The 15,111-nt window shown below is 40.2% G+C and carries 15 protein-coding genes; 9 read left to right on the top strand and 6 right to left on the bottom strand.

Features of this window, described 5'->3' with window-relative positions; genetic code table 11:
- Positions 1-54: 54 nt before the first annotated feature.
- From xylA to CGC64_RS13295, 3 genes are all read right to left on the bottom strand, one after another.
- Positions 55-1,371, bottom strand: coding sequence for a xylose isomerase (gene xylA / locus CGC64_RS13305; RefSeq protein ID WP_005675918.1), 1,317 nt, complete (start codon positions 1,369-1,371; stop codon positions 55-57).
- Positions 1,372-1,404: 33 nt separating this feature from the next.
- The gene (locus CGC64_RS13300; protein ID WP_005675919.1) at positions 1,405-2,925 is read right to left on the bottom strand and encodes a xylulokinase; all 1,521 of its coding nucleotides are present in this window, start codon (positions 2,923-2,925) and stop codon (positions 1,405-1,407) included.
- A 65-nt stretch (positions 2,926-2,990) separates the two neighbouring features.
- Positions 2,991-3,722 carry an NUDIX hydrolase gene (locus CGC64_RS13295; protein ID WP_005675920.1) on the bottom strand — a complete coding sequence of 244 codons (732 nt, stop codon included), beginning with the start codon at positions 3,720-3,722 and terminating at the stop codon, positions 2,991-2,993.
- Positions 3,723-4,063: 341 nt separating this feature from the next.
- Between CGC64_RS13295 and thiD the strand changes: the two genes are divergently transcribed.
- The 4 genes from thiD to sucD all read left to right on the top strand — a co-directional run bounded on the left by thiD (position 4,064) and on the right by sucD (position 8,165).
- On the top strand, positions 4,064-4,900 hold the full coding sequence (thiD, locus tag CGC64_RS13290) for a bifunctional hydroxymethylpyrimidine kinase/phosphomethylpyrimidine kinase (RefSeq protein WP_005675922.1): 837 nt from the start codon (positions 4,064-4,066) through the stop codon (positions 4,898-4,900).
- 50 nt (positions 4,901-4,950) lie between these two features.
- Positions 4,951-5,838 carry an ACP S-malonyltransferase gene (fabD, locus tag CGC64_RS13285; RefSeq protein ID WP_005681026.1) on the top strand — a complete coding sequence of 296 codons (888 nt, stop codon included), beginning with the start codon at positions 4,951-4,953 and terminating at the stop codon, positions 5,836-5,838.
- 192 nt (positions 5,839-6,030) lie between these two features.
- Positions 6,031-7,161, top strand: a complete 1,131-nt coding sequence (gene sucC, locus CGC64_RS13280) for an ADP-forming succinate--CoA ligase subunit beta (protein WP_005675925.1) — start codon at positions 6,031-6,033, stop codon at positions 7,159-7,161.
- A gap of 35 nt (positions 7,162-7,196) precedes the next feature.
- A complete protein-coding gene (gene sucD / locus CGC64_RS13275; protein WP_005675926.1) occupies positions 7,197-8,165 on the top strand; it encodes a succinate--CoA ligase subunit alpha in 969 nt (322 codons plus the stop codon).
- A 59-nt stretch (positions 8,166-8,224) separates the two neighbouring features.
- Here sucD and CGC64_RS13270 read toward each other — a convergent pair whose 3' ends face one another.
- Positions 8,225-8,470 (bottom strand): RNA recognition motif domain-containing protein, encoded by a 246-nt coding sequence (locus CGC64_RS13270; RefSeq protein ID WP_005675927.1) that lies wholly within the window; start codon positions 8,468-8,470, stop codon positions 8,225-8,227.
- 502 nt (positions 8,471-8,972) lie between these two features.
- On the opposite strand from CGC64_RS13270, the gene CGC64_RS13260 reads away from it, so the two are divergent.
- The gene (locus CGC64_RS13260; RefSeq protein ID WP_005675928.1) at positions 8,973-9,536 is read left to right on the top strand and encodes a Crp/Fnr family transcriptional regulator; all 564 of its coding nucleotides are present in this window, start codon (positions 8,973-8,975) and stop codon (positions 9,534-9,536) included.
- A gap of 138 nt (positions 9,537-9,674) precedes the next feature.
- Here CGC64_RS13260 and CGC64_RS13255 read toward each other — a convergent pair whose 3' ends face one another.
- Both CGC64_RS13255 and CGC64_RS13250 read right to left on the bottom strand, forming a co-directional pair.
- Positions 9,675-9,992, bottom strand: a complete 318-nt coding sequence (locus CGC64_RS13255) for a hypothetical protein (RefSeq protein WP_005675929.1) — start codon at positions 9,990-9,992, stop codon at positions 9,675-9,677.
- A 253-nt stretch (positions 9,993-10,245) separates the two neighbouring features.
- A complete protein-coding gene (locus CGC64_RS13250) occupies positions 10,246-11,748 on the bottom strand; it encodes a glutamine synthetase family protein (protein WP_005675930.1) in 1,503 nt (500 codons plus the stop codon).
- 395 nt (positions 11,749-12,143) lie between these two features.
- Here CGC64_RS13250 and CGC64_RS13245 point away from each other — a divergent pair, with 395 nt between their 5' ends.
- From CGC64_RS13245 to CGC64_RS13230, 4 genes are all read left to right on the top strand, one after another.
- The gene (locus tag CGC64_RS13245) at positions 12,144-12,677 is read left to right on the top strand and encodes a methylated-DNA--[protein]-cysteine S-methyltransferase (protein WP_005675931.1); all 534 of its coding nucleotides are present in this window, start codon (positions 12,144-12,146) and stop codon (positions 12,675-12,677) included.
- Between the two features lie 84 nt (positions 12,678-12,761).
- On the top strand, positions 12,762-13,649 hold the full coding sequence (locus CGC64_RS13240) for a polyphosphate kinase 2 family protein (RefSeq protein ID WP_005675932.1): 888 nt from the start codon (positions 12,762-12,764) through the stop codon (positions 13,647-13,649).
- Between the two features lie 70 nt (positions 13,650-13,719).
- Positions 13,720-14,433 carry a DUF169 domain-containing protein gene (locus CGC64_RS13235; RefSeq protein ID WP_005675934.1) on the top strand — a complete coding sequence of 238 codons (714 nt, stop codon included), beginning with the start codon at positions 13,720-13,722 and terminating at the stop codon, positions 14,431-14,433.
- 163 nt (positions 14,434-14,596) lie between these two features.
- Positions 14,597-15,106 carry a hypothetical protein gene (locus CGC64_RS13230; protein ID WP_005675935.1) on the top strand — a complete coding sequence of 170 codons (510 nt, stop codon included), beginning with the start codon at positions 14,597-14,599 and terminating at the stop codon, positions 15,104-15,106.
- Positions 15,107-15,111: the final 5 nt, after the last annotated feature.

Below are 15,111 nucleotides of genomic sequence, written 5' to 3'. Positions count from 1 at the left end.
GATAATAGTAAGGCGATAAAGCTCTACCTCTATCGCCTTATATTTGATTCTCTATTAGCAGTACATATTCAGAATTGCTTCGTAAAGTTCTTGTTTGCCGCTAGTCTGCTTTGGTTCACCGTTCGCTTTAGCATAAGCAACTACATCTTCCAAAGATAATTTACCTTCCTCAAATTCTTTACCTTTACCACCGTCGAATGAAGCATAACGATCAGACAACATTTTCTTGTATGGAGATTCGTTCAGCAGAGCTGCCGCACTTTCCAATGCACGAGCCATAGCGTCCATACCTGCAATGTGAGCAATAAAAATGTCTTCCAAATCAGTAGAATTACGGCGAGTTTTGGCATCGAAATTAGTTCCGCCATTACCCAAACCGCCATTACGGATGATTTGCATCATCGCCTGAGTCAGTTCATAGTTGTCAATCGGGAATTGGTCTGTATCCCAACCATTCTGATAGTCGCCACGGTTAGCGTCGATAGAACCTAACATACCGTTATCCACTGCTACTGCCAACTCATGTTCGAAAGTGTGGCCAGCCAAAGTAGCATGGTTTACTTCGATGTTAACTTTGAAATCTTTATCCAAACCATGAGCTTTCAGGAAGCCGATCACAGTTTCCGTATCTACATCATACTGATGCTTAGTCGGTTCCATAGGTTTCGGTTCAATCAGGAAAGTACCTTTAAAACCACGGGCACGAGCATAATCACGAGCAATAGTCAACATCTGTGCAAGGTGTTCTTTTTCACGTTTTTGATCTGTATTTAAAAGAGACATATAACCTTCACGACCACCCCAAAACACATAGTTCTGACCGCCCAATTCGATAGTTGCGTCAATTGCATTCTTGATTTGTACAGCAGCACGGGCCACTACGTCAAAATCAGGATTTGTTGCAGCACCATTCATATAACGGGCATGGCCGAATACGTTGGCAGTACCCCATAACAGTTTGATACCTGTTTCTGCTTGTTTCTGTTTTGCGTATGCTACGATTTCTTTTAAGTTAGTTTCATATTCTTCAATGCTAGCACCTTCTGAAACCAAGTCTACATCGTGAAAACAATAGTATTCAATACCCATTTTCTGCATGAATTCAAAACCTGCATCCATTTTATCTTTTGCAGCCTGTATAGCATCTGTATTACCGTTCCAAGGGAACAGTTTTGTTCCACTACCGAATTGGTCGCCACCTTCAGCGCATAATGTATGCCACCATGCCATAGAGAACTTCAACCAATCTTTCATCTTCTTGCCGTTGATTACTTTTTCAGCATCGTAATAACGGAATGCCATAGGGTTTTTACTATCTTTACCTTCGAATTTAATCTTTTCAATTCCCGGGAAAAATTCTTTTGTTGCCATAATTCTTTACATTTTAAATGATTATTTATATTGTTACTTGTTATCTGAGTTGAAAATAGAAATTTTATCGACCATTGATTTTTCTAGACGATATTTCCATTTGGCGTATGCATCTGCATATTCTTGGTGTTTAGCCACATTAGGTTCGATAATATTTAGCTTTTCAAGTGTTGCAAAAGCCTCATTATTATCCTTGTAGATACCTGCACCGATACCTGCGCCTTTGGCAGCACCGACAGAGCCATCCGTGTCATAAAGTTCGATTGTAGCCCCCGTCACTCCTGCCAAAGTGTCACGGAAGATAGAACTCAGGAACATATTTGCGTGTCCGGCATGAATCATCTTTACCGGAATACCCATTTGTTCCATAATATCTATACCATATTTAAAAGAAAACACAATACCTTCCTGGGCTGCACGAATAATATGATGTTTGCCATGAGTATTAAAATCTATTCCACGGATACTACAGCCTATCTCCTTATTATTCAGCATACGTTCGGCACCATTACCGAAGGGAAGAATGCTGATTCCTGCGCTACCTATCGGAGCTTTGGAAGCCAGCACGTTCATTTTATTATATGATATTCCTTCAGGTGCAATAGTACGTTTTACCCATGAGTTAAGGATACCTGTGCCGTTGATACAAAGCAATACTCCCAAGCGGATCTGCTCTTTCGAATGATTCACGTGCGCAAAAGTGTTGACACGTGACTGCGGATCATAATTCACTTCCCCATTCACTCCATAAACAACTCCTGATGTGCCTGCTGTAGAAGCAATTTCACCCGGATTGAACACATTCAGAGAAAGAGCATTATTCGGCTGGTCACCGGCACGATAAGTAATGGGGGTTCCTTCTTTTAATCCCAATTCTTTGGCTGCTATTGCATTTACACATCCTTGCTCGGCAAAAGTTGGTTTAATATCGGCAATCAATGACGAATTGAATCCATAATAATCCATCAAGAAATCGGCTATACGATTGTTTTTGAAGTCCCAGAACATACCTTCCGAAAGTCCGGAAACAGTTGTACAGATTTCTCCGCTCAATTTCATGGCAATATAATCACCTGGCAGCATTATTTTGTAAATCTGCTCATAGATAGCCGGTTCATTCTGTTTAATCCAAGCCAATTTGGAAGCGGTAAAGTTTCCCGGTGAGTTTAGGAGATGAGAAAGACATTTTTCTTCTCCGATAGTTTCAAATGCCTTCTGACCACAAGGCACAGCACGCGAATCACACCAGATAATAGCAGGACGCAATACTTGTTGGTCTTTGTCTACACATACCAGACCATGCATCTGATAAGAGATACCAATTGCCTTAATCTCAGCCGCACTGACTCCGGATTCATTCATAATGGCTTGTGTAGACAACTTTAAGTTCTCCCACCAGCTTTCCGGATCTTGTTCCGCCCAACCGGGATTCACTGCAATAATTTTTGCCTCTGTTTTCGGAAAGAATGCCGATGATACACATTTACCAGTTTCAGCATTTACCAAGCTCGCTTTTACAGACGAGCTACCTATGTCATAACCTAATAAAAACATGATTTTATTTACGATTTAACGATTTTCAATTTTATTACTTAGATTTACCAAACACCCGGCATATATCACCGTCTCACCTTATTGTATATCTTCTTATCGAACTTATAATAGCGTGCGGCACGATGGGCTACTCCTTGTTGCTTTTCTTCCAAAGGAACCACATATTCCATCATTGCTATTTTTTTATGGAAGTTACGCACATCTACAACTTTGTCATATACTAGTTCAAAAAGAGTTCTCAATTGCGCAGCTGTAAACTTACGCGAAAGTAGTTCGAACAACATTGAAGGGTTAAATTCCACAAACTGACGGATGTATGTCATTGCTTCCTTAATAATCAGATTATGATCGAACGCCAATGTCTTTACTTCTTTCAGAGCAATCCAACAAGCCTGATGCTCGTCCAGATTCTTATCCAAAGTTCTATCTATCTTAACCATTGACAAATATGCAATAGTCACAATACGCTCTACCCTTGACTGCATTGCCCGTTCCAACCAGCGAACATCTTTCGGATTACTCGTTCTGTTTTTGGAACCGAATGCTTTAAACTGCATCAGGTTTACATTTTTAAGTCCTGTCAATTCATATAATACGCGCTGTGCAGCCTCGTCCAGATCCTCATCCATATAAATAAGACTTCCGGGAAGTTTCATATCGTGATATACTTCTCCATTATCTTCACCTGCACGTTTCACAAGCAACACTTTCAGTTGTTCGCCGTCAAAACCAATCACTACACAATCTACTGATATATGATTGTTGGCCAAAGGTGTATTTTTCTGTATATTCTGCATATCCGTTTTTTTAATATGGCGCAAATATAGAGGCTAATATTCGCTTAAACAAAAATAATTAATATGCTATAAAACATTGTTTATCACATAAATACATATCATATATTTTACAATATCAATACTTAGTGTTATCTTATGAATTACAATATGTATTTTAGTCTTTTCCAGGAAGAGTAATTGTATAAAGTACAAAAACCAGATTGATGCTTTATTTTCAGTACTTTTCATGATCTATAGAATAAATTCAGATAGGGATACTTATTGTACTTTAAACGATATGTCATTTTGTACCTTATCGTTTTTTATTCTATCTTTGTATCGTAACTATTAAAAAATCCAAAATGGAACGTCATCCAGTCATTTTATCCATTGCTGGTTCCGATTGTTCGGGAGGAGCAGGTATTCAGGCGGATATCAAAACAATCTCGGCTTTGGGAGGCTATGCAGCGTCAGTCATCACCGCAGTTACCGTACAAAATACATTAGGGGTACACGCTGTACAATCAGTGCTGCCTGAGATTGTCCGTGGGCAGATAGAAGCTGTTATGGATGATTTGCGACCGGTTGCAATCAAGATAGGTATGGTTAGTGACATTCAGATCGTTCGTACCATTGTAGACTGCCTGCGAAAATATATACCGGAATATATTGTTTATGATCCGGTCATGGTGTCTACCAGCGGACGAAAACTAATGTCGGACGAAACTATAGAAGAAATTAAAAGAGAACTGCTCCCACTCGTCACTTTAATTACTCCCAATCTTGACGAAGCAAGTGTTCTGACAGATAAAAGCATTCATAACATACATGAAATGCAGGAAGCGGCCAAAAGGTTGGTGGATGAGTATCAGACAAGTGTATTAATAAAAGGGGGGCATTTGGAGGGTGACAGAATGTGCGACCTCTTACATACGTCAGAATCGATCTTCCATATATATGAGGAGAAAAAGATAGAAAGTAACAATTTGCACGGAACAGGCTGTACCCTCTCCTCCGCTATTGCGACCAACCTGGCAAAAGGCTATCCTTTACGGGAATCTATCCAACATGCCAAATCATATATCACTCAGGCTATCATTGCAGGCAAGGATTTGCACATCGGACATGGCAATGGTCCGTTATGGCATTTCCCGGATTCGGTTGCACAAATATGTACATTTTGTGCGGTCGTATCATAAAAATCCGTAACTTTGCACCCGCAATTAAAAATCAATTAAATAATAAAGATATGAAAGCATTCGTTTTTCCCGGTCAAGGTGCTCAATTCGTAGGAATGGGTAAAGACCTGTATGAAAATTCAGCTTTAGCTAAAGAATTATTTGAAAAAGCAAATGATATTCTTGGATATCGCATTACAGATATCATGTTCAATGGTACGGACGAGGATCTTCGTCAAACGAAGGTTACTCAACCTGCCGTATTCCTTCACTCGGTAATCTCCGCTCTTTGTATGGGGGATGATTTCAAACCGGAAATGACAGCAGGACATTCACTCGGTGAATTTTCCGCATTGGTTGCTGCCGGAGCTTTGAGCTTTGAAGACGGTCTGAAACTTGTTTATGCACGTGCAATGGCTATGCAGAAAGCCTGTGAAGCGACTCCTTCTACAATGGCTGCTATCATCGCATTGCCGGATGAAAAGGTGGAAGAAATCTGTACTACCGTAAATGCTGAAGGTGAAGTTTGTGTACCGGCTAACTACAACTGTCCGGGACAAATCGTTATCTCCGGTTCCGTACCGGGCATCGAGAAGGCTTGCGAACTAATGAAAGCTGCCGGAGCAAAACGAGCTCTCCCATTGAAAGTTGGTGGTGCTTTCCACTCTCCGTTAATGGATCCTGCAAAAGTAGAATTGGAAGCTGCTATCAATGCAACAGAAATCCATACTCCTAAATGCCCGGTATATCAGAATGTAGACGCACTTCCTCATACTGACCCTGTTGAAATCAAAAAGAATCTGGTTGCTCAGTTGACAGCTTCTGTACGTTGGACTCAATCTGTTAAAAATATGATTGCCGACGGTGCTACTGACTTCACAGAATGTGGACCAGGTGCAGTATTGCAAGGTCTGATTAAGAAAATTGACGGTACTGTTAGTGCTCATGGCATTGTATAAAATCAAGAAATACTGTATTTATCAGTTTACAGCGTGTTGGCAGAATTGCCAACACGCTTTTTTTATTCCGAATCTTCATACCAAAAAGAGAGTGATATGCTCTAAAACATTCAGGTAGATTTCTTTTTCGTAAACTTTCCGTATCTTGTTTCTGTTTTATTAGCAGGAATCATTTACTCAAATTTGTGAGCCATGAAAATACATGAATATCAAGCGAAAGAGATTTTCTCTAAGTATGGAATACCTGTTGAGAGGCACACTTTATGCCGTACTGCTGCAGGCGTTGTAGCTGCATATCGGAGTGTAGGTGCAGATAGAGTTGTCATTAAGGCACAGGTATTGACCGGAGGCCGGGGAAAGGCCGGAGGCGTCAAACTGGTAAACAACACGGAAGATGCTTATCAGGAAGCTAAAAATATACTCGGAATGAGTATTAAAGGCCTTCCCGTCAATCAGATATTGGTTAGCGAAGCAGTTGATATTACCGCCGAATATTATGTCAGTTTCACTATCGACCGAAATACACGTTCCGTTATTCTAATGATGAGTGCATCCGGTGGTATGGATATTGAACAAGTGGCTCGTCAGACACCGGAGAAAATTATTCGGTATTCAATCAATCCTTTCATTGGCATTCCAGATTATTTGGCACGTCATTTCGCCTTTTCACTTTTTCCAAAAACGGAACAAGCAAGTAAAATGGCTGTCATCCTGCAAGCACTTTATAAAATCTTCATGGAGAATGATGCCTCTCTGGTTGAGATCAATCCGTTAGCGCTAACAACAAAAGGTATGTTAATAGCTATTGATGCCAAAATTGTTTTCGATGACAACGCCCTATGTCGGCATCCTGAAATACATGCTTTATTCGACCCGACAGAGGAAGAAAAGGTAGAAGCCGACGCCAAAGAAAGAGGTTTCAGTTATGTTCGCATGGACGGTAATATAGGTTGCATGGTGAATGGTGCCGGACTCGCTATGGCAACAATGGATATGATTAAGATTTATGGAGGTAATCCTGCCAACTTTCTTGATATTGGCGGTAGTTCCAACCCCATAAAAGTAGTGGAAGCCATGAAGCTTCTATTACAAGATGAAAAAGTAAAAGTTGTTCTGATCAATATTTTCGGAGGGATTACCCGTTGTGACGATGTGGCAATCGGGCTTATTCAGTCATTCGAGCAGATAAAGAGTGAAATACCCATCATTGTCCGGCTAACAGGAACAAATGAAAATATCGGCCGCGATCTTCTACGAAATCATAGCCGTTTTCAGATAGCAACAACTATGCAGGAAGCAGCGTTAATGGCTATAAAATCATAATGCGTAACAATATCAATAAAAAGTAAAAAACAATTATGAGTATATTAATAGATAAATCCACCCGTTTGATTGTACAAGGAATTACTGGTCGGGACGGGCTCTTTCATGCCAGGAAGATGAAGGAATATGGAACCAACGTTGTAGGAGGTACTTCTCCCGGTAAAGGGGGAAGTGATGCAAACGGTATCCCAGTGTTTAACACCATGTATGAAGCTGTGGAACAGACACAGGCTAACACTTCTATTATCTTTGTTCCGGCACGTTTTGCAGCAGATGCTATCATGGAGGCGGCAGATGCCGGTATCCAGTTAATTGTCTGTATCGCGGAAGGTATCCCTACACTGGATGTCATCAAAGCGCATCAATTCATTAAACAAAAGGGGGCAATACTGGTTGGTCCTAACTGTCCGGGATTGATTTCTCCGGGAAAAAGTATGGTCGGTATCCTCCCGGGACAAGTTTTTCAGAAAGGAAACGTGGGTGTCATTAGCCGTAGCGGTACACTTACGTATGAAATTGTATATCACTTAACCGCTAATGGCATGGGACAATCCACAGCTATTGGTATCGGCGGCGACCCCGTAGTAGGGCTTCATTTCCGTGAACTGTTAGAAATGTTCCAGAATGACACCGAAACCGAAGCTATTGTTTTAATCGGTGAGATTGGCGGAAATGCGGAAGAACAGGCTGCCGAATATATTCGTAACCATGTAACTAAACCCGTTGTAGCATTCATCGCAGGGCAATCTGCTCCTTTGGGAAAACAAATGGGGCATGCAGGAGCTATTATCTCCGGAACTTCCGGTTCGGCTAAAGAAAAGATAGAAGCATTAGAGGCAGCCGGTATTCAGGTTGCACAGGAGCCGTCGGACATTCCTGCATTATTAAAAGCAGCAAAAGATACAACGAGAGATATTCTGAAATTACGGGAACAAGAACTGGTAGATTTGGAACTGGAACTCAATAACATGGTGGATGATGAAGAAAACAACAACGGAGATTAACAGAAAGAAGGGCGTGTTAGTTTCCTGACACGCCCTTTTTCTATCACTATTATTTAGTTTTAGTTCTTCGGCAAAGCTTCTTTCACTACCATTGAACGACCTACGTATTCTGCGCCATTCAACTGTTTGATAACATTATTAGCTTCTGCATCATCCGGCATTTCAACAAATGCGAATCCTTTTGATCTTCTAGTTTCACGGTCTGTGATTAACTTTACTGAAGCAACTGTTCCATACTCTTCCATTACATTTCTCAAGTCTGATTCCTTAACATTATAGCTAAGATTTCCAATGTACAAATTCATAAAATACAAATATAAAAAATTAATAATTCAATAAGAAAGTTATTGGAAAATCTTAATTAGAAATGGATATACTCAAATAAATGAGAAGATTCACGTAAAATAATCAAATCGTAATAAACCTTATTATTGTTGTTGGTTGCAAAGGAAAGCATTATTTGGCGATATTGCACTACATTCCTCTCTTTTTCTTTTCATAAAACATCTTTTTTATGAAATTAGGTCAATACTTAACGTTCATATTCCTCTTTCCCTTCTATCAAGTAATCAAAATCGATCGTTTTCTTCGGATATATCCTCAAAAAAGAATTTTAAAGTACGAGTACTGTAGAAATCTACAAATAAACTGTTGTGATAAGACAGCATATCTAAAGGAATGAAAAAATATCTGCCTAATAAGGAAGTCCGGTTTAAATAATCTTTTAAAATCATCCGCAATTAGGTATAATGTCACTCTTTTCATAAATTCGTCACCTATTAAGGCACGAAAACAATCTAACCAAACATGAAAAATTTTAATCACTATGCCGGACGCGAGGAATTCTCCGCATTTAAAGACTTCTTTTTGACACATGGGCAATGTAAAGAAATGAAGAAAAAGGAATATTTCACTCTGCAGGGAGCTTTGGCTACACATGGAGCTTACATAGAAGAAGGGTTATTTCGATATATCTGTACAGACGACAGAGGATACGAGCATATTGTCGGTTATTCTTTTGCCGGAGAGTATGTAGGTGACTATCCGGCATGCTTGAAAAAAGAGAAAGCTATGGTAAGCATCCAGGCTGCAAGTGATGCTCGAATTTACTATGCTTCTGCCGAAGATATGAGGAATTTCTTCTCTACAAATGAAATGACACAAAACTTAGAACGGATTCTTGCAGAAGAGCTCTTTGTACAAACCTATATGCGTCTATTAGACATTTATTGTAAAACTCCCACCGAACTGTATTTAGATTTAGTGAAACGCTATCCTGATTTTCAGAATTTTATTACTCTAAAAGAAGTAGCCTCTTTCCTTCGAGTTACTCCGGAAACGATTAGTCACATACGTAAGAAATTCGAATAATAACTACTAATAAAACTATCCGATGATGAACGTAGATCAATTGGTTTATTACTAAAAAATGAGATAAACAAAAAATTCCCGATTCATCACGAACCGAGAATTTTTATGAGTTATTTATACTACATTCGAAGTTTTGCTTTATTCTTTCACTTCTTCACCCTTTTCATTCATCAGGACTGTTACTTCCTGCGAATCTTTAGTAGTAAGAATTACTTTATAAACCTTACCGCTCTCTTTTTCCGCTACATAAGCTTCTTTGATTGTAGCACCTTCATAGTTCTTGGCAACAGCCTGTGCCACTGCTTCCGGTAACTCTTTTACATCAATCTTAGTAAACTCATCCTGTGGAACTTGCGCCTGCATTTCTACAGATGTAGTGTTGATTACTTCCTGTGCAAATGCTACAGAACTACCTAATCCCATTACTAATGCTACTGCTACTAATACCTTTTTCATAATCGTAATTTTTTAAGTGTGAATTATAAAAACCATTATTTATTATCGCTACACTTATCATATTGCAAAACGGATACCAAATATCAGCTTTTTACATATATCGTTAAAAATCAGACGAATAAAAAGTAGGCGGGTTCTATCTGATTGTGGAATTAGTGTAGAATTATGTGGAAGTGAGGAGTGCAATTGGGGAAAATAAAAGCCTATCTTGCTTTGAGAAGACAGGCTTTTACTCATATTATCAGTTACTACATTATCCGCAATGGAAATATTTATGAACCAAATCAAGCATTTCCTGCGGTTTTCCGTCCAGATCTGCACGTAGTGTCTTATCCTCATAATTGCGAAGTTTACGGATGATGCCGTCAATCATTGCCGAACTAAATACATTGTATTGTTCGAAAATAGCCCGTTGCTGTTCCAGACAATCGGCGGACGCAACACAGCTATCCGGTAATTGAGCCAATACTTTCAGCTTATCTTCGTTTTCTTTCTGGTGAATATTTACATTCACATACGTCTTTTCAGCCAGTTCCAAAGCATTTTCTATTTCAAAACCATGACGGCAGGCTACAGCCAGTCCGGCAAGCAGTTGATATAAATCTGCCGAACCGTCCGGTGAACGCATTTCCACAGTCTGCTTTTGGGTGGTATCAAAATAACTTTCCGTTTCTAACGGATTCGCTAATGTACACATATCCTTCTTGGCAGCCCATCCCAAAGGTACACGTACCAATACAGAACGGTTGCGGTCGCCCCAGCAAACATTCGTTGGTGCTTCCTGGTGCGGAACAAGACGGAAGTATGAAGTAGGATTTGTATTTCCGAAGGCTGTGATTGAAGGCGCAAGCTCCATCATTCCAGCAATAGCCTTCCGGGCTGTTTCCGACAAAATTCCGTCTTTTAACATCTGATTCTTTCCGTCCTGCATGATACGCATATGGACATGCAGACCGGAACCCGCTTTACCTGCTGTTATCTTAGGAGCGAACGTAACATTATATCCATATTTGAATCCTAAGTTACGAATTACCCATTTGGCAATCATCAATTGGTCGGCGGCCTGTTCGACAGGAACCGGCAAAAACTCTATTTCATTCTGCTCATAGATATAGCCTTCCAAAGTAAAGTTGCCTACTTCAGAGTGTCCATACTTAATTTGCCCGCCAGTTTGTGAGATATAAGACATACATTGTGTACGGAACTCATTAAATTTGGCATAAGGTCCCGATTCATGATAACCACGTTGATCGGTTGCCTCAAACATACCCGTATCCGGTGCTATCACATAATATTCTAACTCTCCCATTGCCTGAAACTCCATTCCCGTCACGTCCGTAAATGCTTTGCTCGCTTTATGAAGCGTATATTCCGGTGAACTTCCCAACGGTTCTCCATCCTTATTGAAGAAAGAACAAAGGATAGACAGCGTAGGTATTTCAGCAAACGGATCAACAAATGCTGTACGAAACCGAGGAATAACATAAAGATCACTACTTCCCGCTTCGATAAAAGAGAAAAGGCTGGAACCGTCCACCCGTTCTCCACAGGTAAGGATAGCTTCCAGATAAGCTTGATTGTTAATGACAAAATTCAAAGTTTTCAGACGACCATCTCCCGCAGGATACATGAAGTTGACCATACGGATGTCGTTTTGTTGGATAAATGAAATGATGTCGGCTTTGGTAAATTCAGAAGTCGGCTTCTGGAGAAATGCCACTAATTTATTGGCATTCATTGATAACTCTTGATTCATGATCGGTTGTTTTTCGTTGTTGTATGATTAAAAACGGTTTGTTAAACGCCAAAGATAAGGAAAAGTTGGAAAAACGACTTTAAAGAGAGTAAAAAACTATCTCTATGTCGTTATTAAAAACGCTTTAAATCTCTTTTTCCACAAAAAATATTCCGGTGTTATTATTGTAAGTCACGGTTGCCTATTTCCATATTGACTACGGCATAGGCCACAAGCTGGTTCGACTTTCTCTTGTCCCCGTAATTGCAGGGCTGCGCAAAATAATCTTATATATTGGTAAATACCTCATCTATCAGATAAATATAAGCAATTATTCTTCAAAACAGAGGTGAAAAAGATCTTATTTAAAAATGAAATACTACTTTTGTAAAAGATATCACCTTATATATAATGTTATGCAATACATTTACAAATATCAGTCCCCTATCGGTGGAATAACAATCGCAAGTGACGGTAGCTCTTTGACGGGTTTGTGGTTTGATGGACAGAAATATTTTGCAGCTTCGTTGTCTCCGGAACACGAAGAAAAAGTATTGCCCGTATTCGAGCAAACCATAGAATGGCTCGATTGTTATTTCAGTGGGAAAAATCCCGGTTTCATGCCTGAGATGCACTTGGAAAGTACTCCTTTTCGTCTCTCCGTATGGGAAATATTAAAAAAAATCCCTTACGGCAAAATCATTACGTACAAGGATATTGCTAAGGAAATAGCTCGCCTAAACGGGCTATCGTCCATGTCGACGCAAGCGGTGGGCAATGCGGTGGGACACAATCCTATTAGTATTATTATACCCTGCCACCGGGTTGTAAGTTGTAACGGTAGCCTGACAGGATATGCAGGCGGTATTTCTAAAAAGATAGAGTTGCTCACTCTTGAACAGGTGGATATGACAAACCTGTTCGTACCGAAGAAAGGAACAGCACTGTAAATCCGGAAAATGTCCTTTGCCTGAAAAACTAATTGATTGCTCCGCCTGTTTTATTTTCAGTAGAAACATTCAAATAACAAACCCATGAAAAAGGACATTTTAAAAGACCTGCTTGCTAAACCCGGAAGACAATATTCCGTCTCCGATTTCGATCCGTCATTTATCGGCGAACTATCCAAACAGGATGCTAAAGGTCAACTGACTAAAAACGTAGAGAAACTTTCCGAACTGCAAAGCATGCTCTACGCCCAGGATCGCTATTCGATTCTTATTATTTTTCAGGCTATGGACGCAGCCGGAAAAGACGGGACAATCAAACACGTCATGTCCGGTATCAATCCGCAAGGATGCCAAGTATTTTCGTTCAAGCAACCTTCTGCCGAGGAATTGGACCACGATTATCTCTGGCGTATCAATCGTTGCCTGCCCGAAAGAGGGAGAATCGGAATTTTCAACCGTTCTCACTATGAAGACGTGCTTATCGCCAAAGTGCATCCCGAAATTATACTGTCCAACAAATTGCCGGGTGTAGAAACCATCAAAGACATTGACTCTGATTTTTGGAAACGCCGTTACCGGCAAATCAATGATTTCGAACGTTATCTGACGGAAAACGGAACCGTTGTCCTGAAATTCTTCCTGAACGTATCAAAAGCCGAACAGAAAAAGCGTTTCATGGAAAGGTTGGATGACAAAACTAAAAACTGGAAATTTTCTTCCGCAGATGTTAAGGAACGCCAGTTTTGGGATGAGTATATGAAAGCCTATGCAGATGTACTAACCGAAACATCTACCGAACTGGCTCCGTGGTACGTAATCCCTGCCGACAATAAATGGTTTATGCGCTACGCAGTAGGACACATTATCTGCGAGCGGATGAAACAACTGGACCTGCATTACCCCAAACTATCTGAAGAAGGATTAAAACAACTGGAAGATTGTAAAAAAAGTGTGTCCGATATTAACTTCTGATTCACTTGCACTTATCCTTTTTTATTCTAACTTTGTAGAGCAACTATGTATAAACAAAAAATGATAAGCTATGGACATCCAAACATTTATTCAAAACTTCCGGGAGGCATTCGGAGAGAAGGCCGAACTGCCTCTTGTATTCTGGTATTCGGACACGCAGGAAGGAACGGCGGAAAAAATAAATGGCTGTATCTTTAAAGGTATGAAAACGGCAAGAGAAGGCGGTATCATCAGCCTGAATGCCGAAACAATCGGCTGTGGTGGCGGCAAGTTCTATACCGGTTTTACCGAAATGCCCGAACACGTCCCGACTTTTGTCTCATTAAAAGAGCGGTACAAACAGACTCCGCAAATGGTCATCGACTTTATACAGCAAATCGGAGTACTCAAAGCAGAAAAGAAATACCTTCATTTTGCGCGTATAGACAGGATAGAAAGTCTGAAAGAAGTGGAAGGTGTCGTATTCATAGCCAACCCCGATATGCTTTCCGGACTTACCACATGGGCTTATTATGATAATAATGCTGAAGACGGTGTAGTTTCCATGTTCGGTTCCGGTTGTAGCTGCATAGTAACGCAAGCTACCATAGAAAATCGAAAAGGCGGCAAACGGACATTCATCGGTTTCTTCGATCCGTCGGTACGTCCCTACTTCGAACCCGATAAATTGAGCTATACTATACCTATGTCCAGATTCAGGGAAATGTGTGGCACAATGCGCCAAAGTTGCTTATTCGATACTCATGCTTGGGGAAAGATCCGGGAAAGAATGGATAGTGAATAGAGCAAAAAACAGGTCAAATAGTTTCAAATAGGTATGAAACTTTTCCATCCTGTTTTTAATATAATAAGCAGATTGTTCTTTACCGGATTAAACCTTTCCTGCAAAGAACAGTCTTATCCTCAAGATATTATTGTTCTATTAAATATAAAAGTTCTTAACGAAAATGGAAACATCTGCCAAGCTCTACTCGCTGAATTACAGTAATGTAAAAACTTACTTGTTCGCTCTGTTGTTTATTGCAGGCAACATTGCACTTCCACAACTATGCCATCTCATACCTTATGGTGGTCCTACCCTGCTGCCCATTTATTTTTTCACGTTGATTGCAGGCTATAAATATGGCTTTCGTGTAGGATTATTGACCGCGATTCTTTCTCCTGTCATTAATCACTTGCTGTTCGCCATGCCTTCGGAAGCTACGCTTCCTGTTATGTTGATAAAATCCACTTTACTTGCTGGAGCTTCTGCCTTTGCCGCACGAATGCTAAAATCTGTCTCTTTATTGGGCGTTCTTGGTGTCGTGCTTTTCTACCAGATTATAGGAATAGCTTTTGAATGGGCGATTCTTGGTAATTTCTATGTAGCAGTACAAGATTTCCGTATCGGTACTCCGGGAATGTTGATCCAGTGGTTTGGTGGCTATGCCCTGTTAAAAGCGATTGCAAAATTCTAAACTCA

This window comes from Bacteroides caccae, assembly GCF_002222615.2.
In the GTDB taxonomy this organism is placed as follows: domain Bacteria; phylum Bacteroidota; class Bacteroidia; order Bacteroidales; family Bacteroidaceae; genus Bacteroides; species Bacteroides caccae.
Note: the sequence above shows the minus strand (reverse complement) of the source record. Positions and strands in the feature narration are given on the sequence as shown.

Coding starts and splice junctions, on each gene's coding strand:
- CGC64_RS13300 (WP_005675919.1), bottom strand. CDS start 2,925: ATGTTTTTATTAGGTTATGACATAGGTAGCTCGTCTGTAAAAGCGAGC.
- CGC64_RS13270 (WP_005675927.1), bottom strand. CDS start 8,470: ATGAATTTGTACATTGGAAATCTTAGCTATAATGTTAAGGAATCAGAC.
- CGC64_RS13230 (WP_005675935.1), top strand. CDS start 14,597: ATGGAAACATCTGCCAAGCTCTACTCGCTGAATTACAGTAATGTAAAA.
- sucD (WP_005675926.1), top strand. CDS start 7,197: ATGAGTATATTAATAGATAAATCCACCCGTTTGATTGTACAAGGAATT.
- thiD (WP_005675922.1), top strand. CDS start 4,064: ATGGAACGTCATCCAGTCATTTTATCCATTGCTGGTTCCGATTGTTCG.
- CGC64_RS13295 (WP_005675920.1), bottom strand. CDS start 3,722: ATGCAGAATATACAGAAAAATACACCTTTGGCCAACAATCATATATCA.
- CGC64_RS13255 (WP_005675929.1), bottom strand. CDS start 9,992: ATGAAAAAGGTATTAGTAGCAGTAGCATTAGTAATGGGATTAGGTAGT.
- xylA (WP_005675918.1), bottom strand. CDS start 1,371: ATGGCAACAAAAGAATTTTTCCCGGGAATTGAAAAGATTAAATTCGAA.
- CGC64_RS13240 (WP_005675932.1), top strand. CDS start 12,762: ATGAAAAAGGACATTTTAAAAGACCTGCTTGCTAAACCCGGAAGACAA.
- CGC64_RS13235 (WP_005675934.1), top strand. CDS start 13,720: ATGGACATCCAAACATTTATTCAAAACTTCCGGGAGGCATTCGGAGAG.
- CGC64_RS13260 (WP_005675928.1), top strand. CDS start 8,973: ATGAAAAATTTTAATCACTATGCCGGACGCGAGGAATTCTCCGCATTT.
- sucC (WP_005675925.1), top strand. CDS start 6,031: ATGAAAATACATGAATATCAAGCGAAAGAGATTTTCTCTAAGTATGGA.
- CGC64_RS13245 (WP_005675931.1), top strand. CDS start 12,144: ATGCAATACATTTACAAATATCAGTCCCCTATCGGTGGAATAACAATC.
- fabD (WP_005681026.1), top strand. CDS start 4,951: ATGAAAGCATTCGTTTTTCCCGGTCAAGGTGCTCAATTCGTAGGAATG.
- CGC64_RS13250 (WP_005675930.1), bottom strand. CDS start 11,748: ATGAATCAAGAGTTATCAATGAATGCCAATAAATTAGTGGCATTTCTC.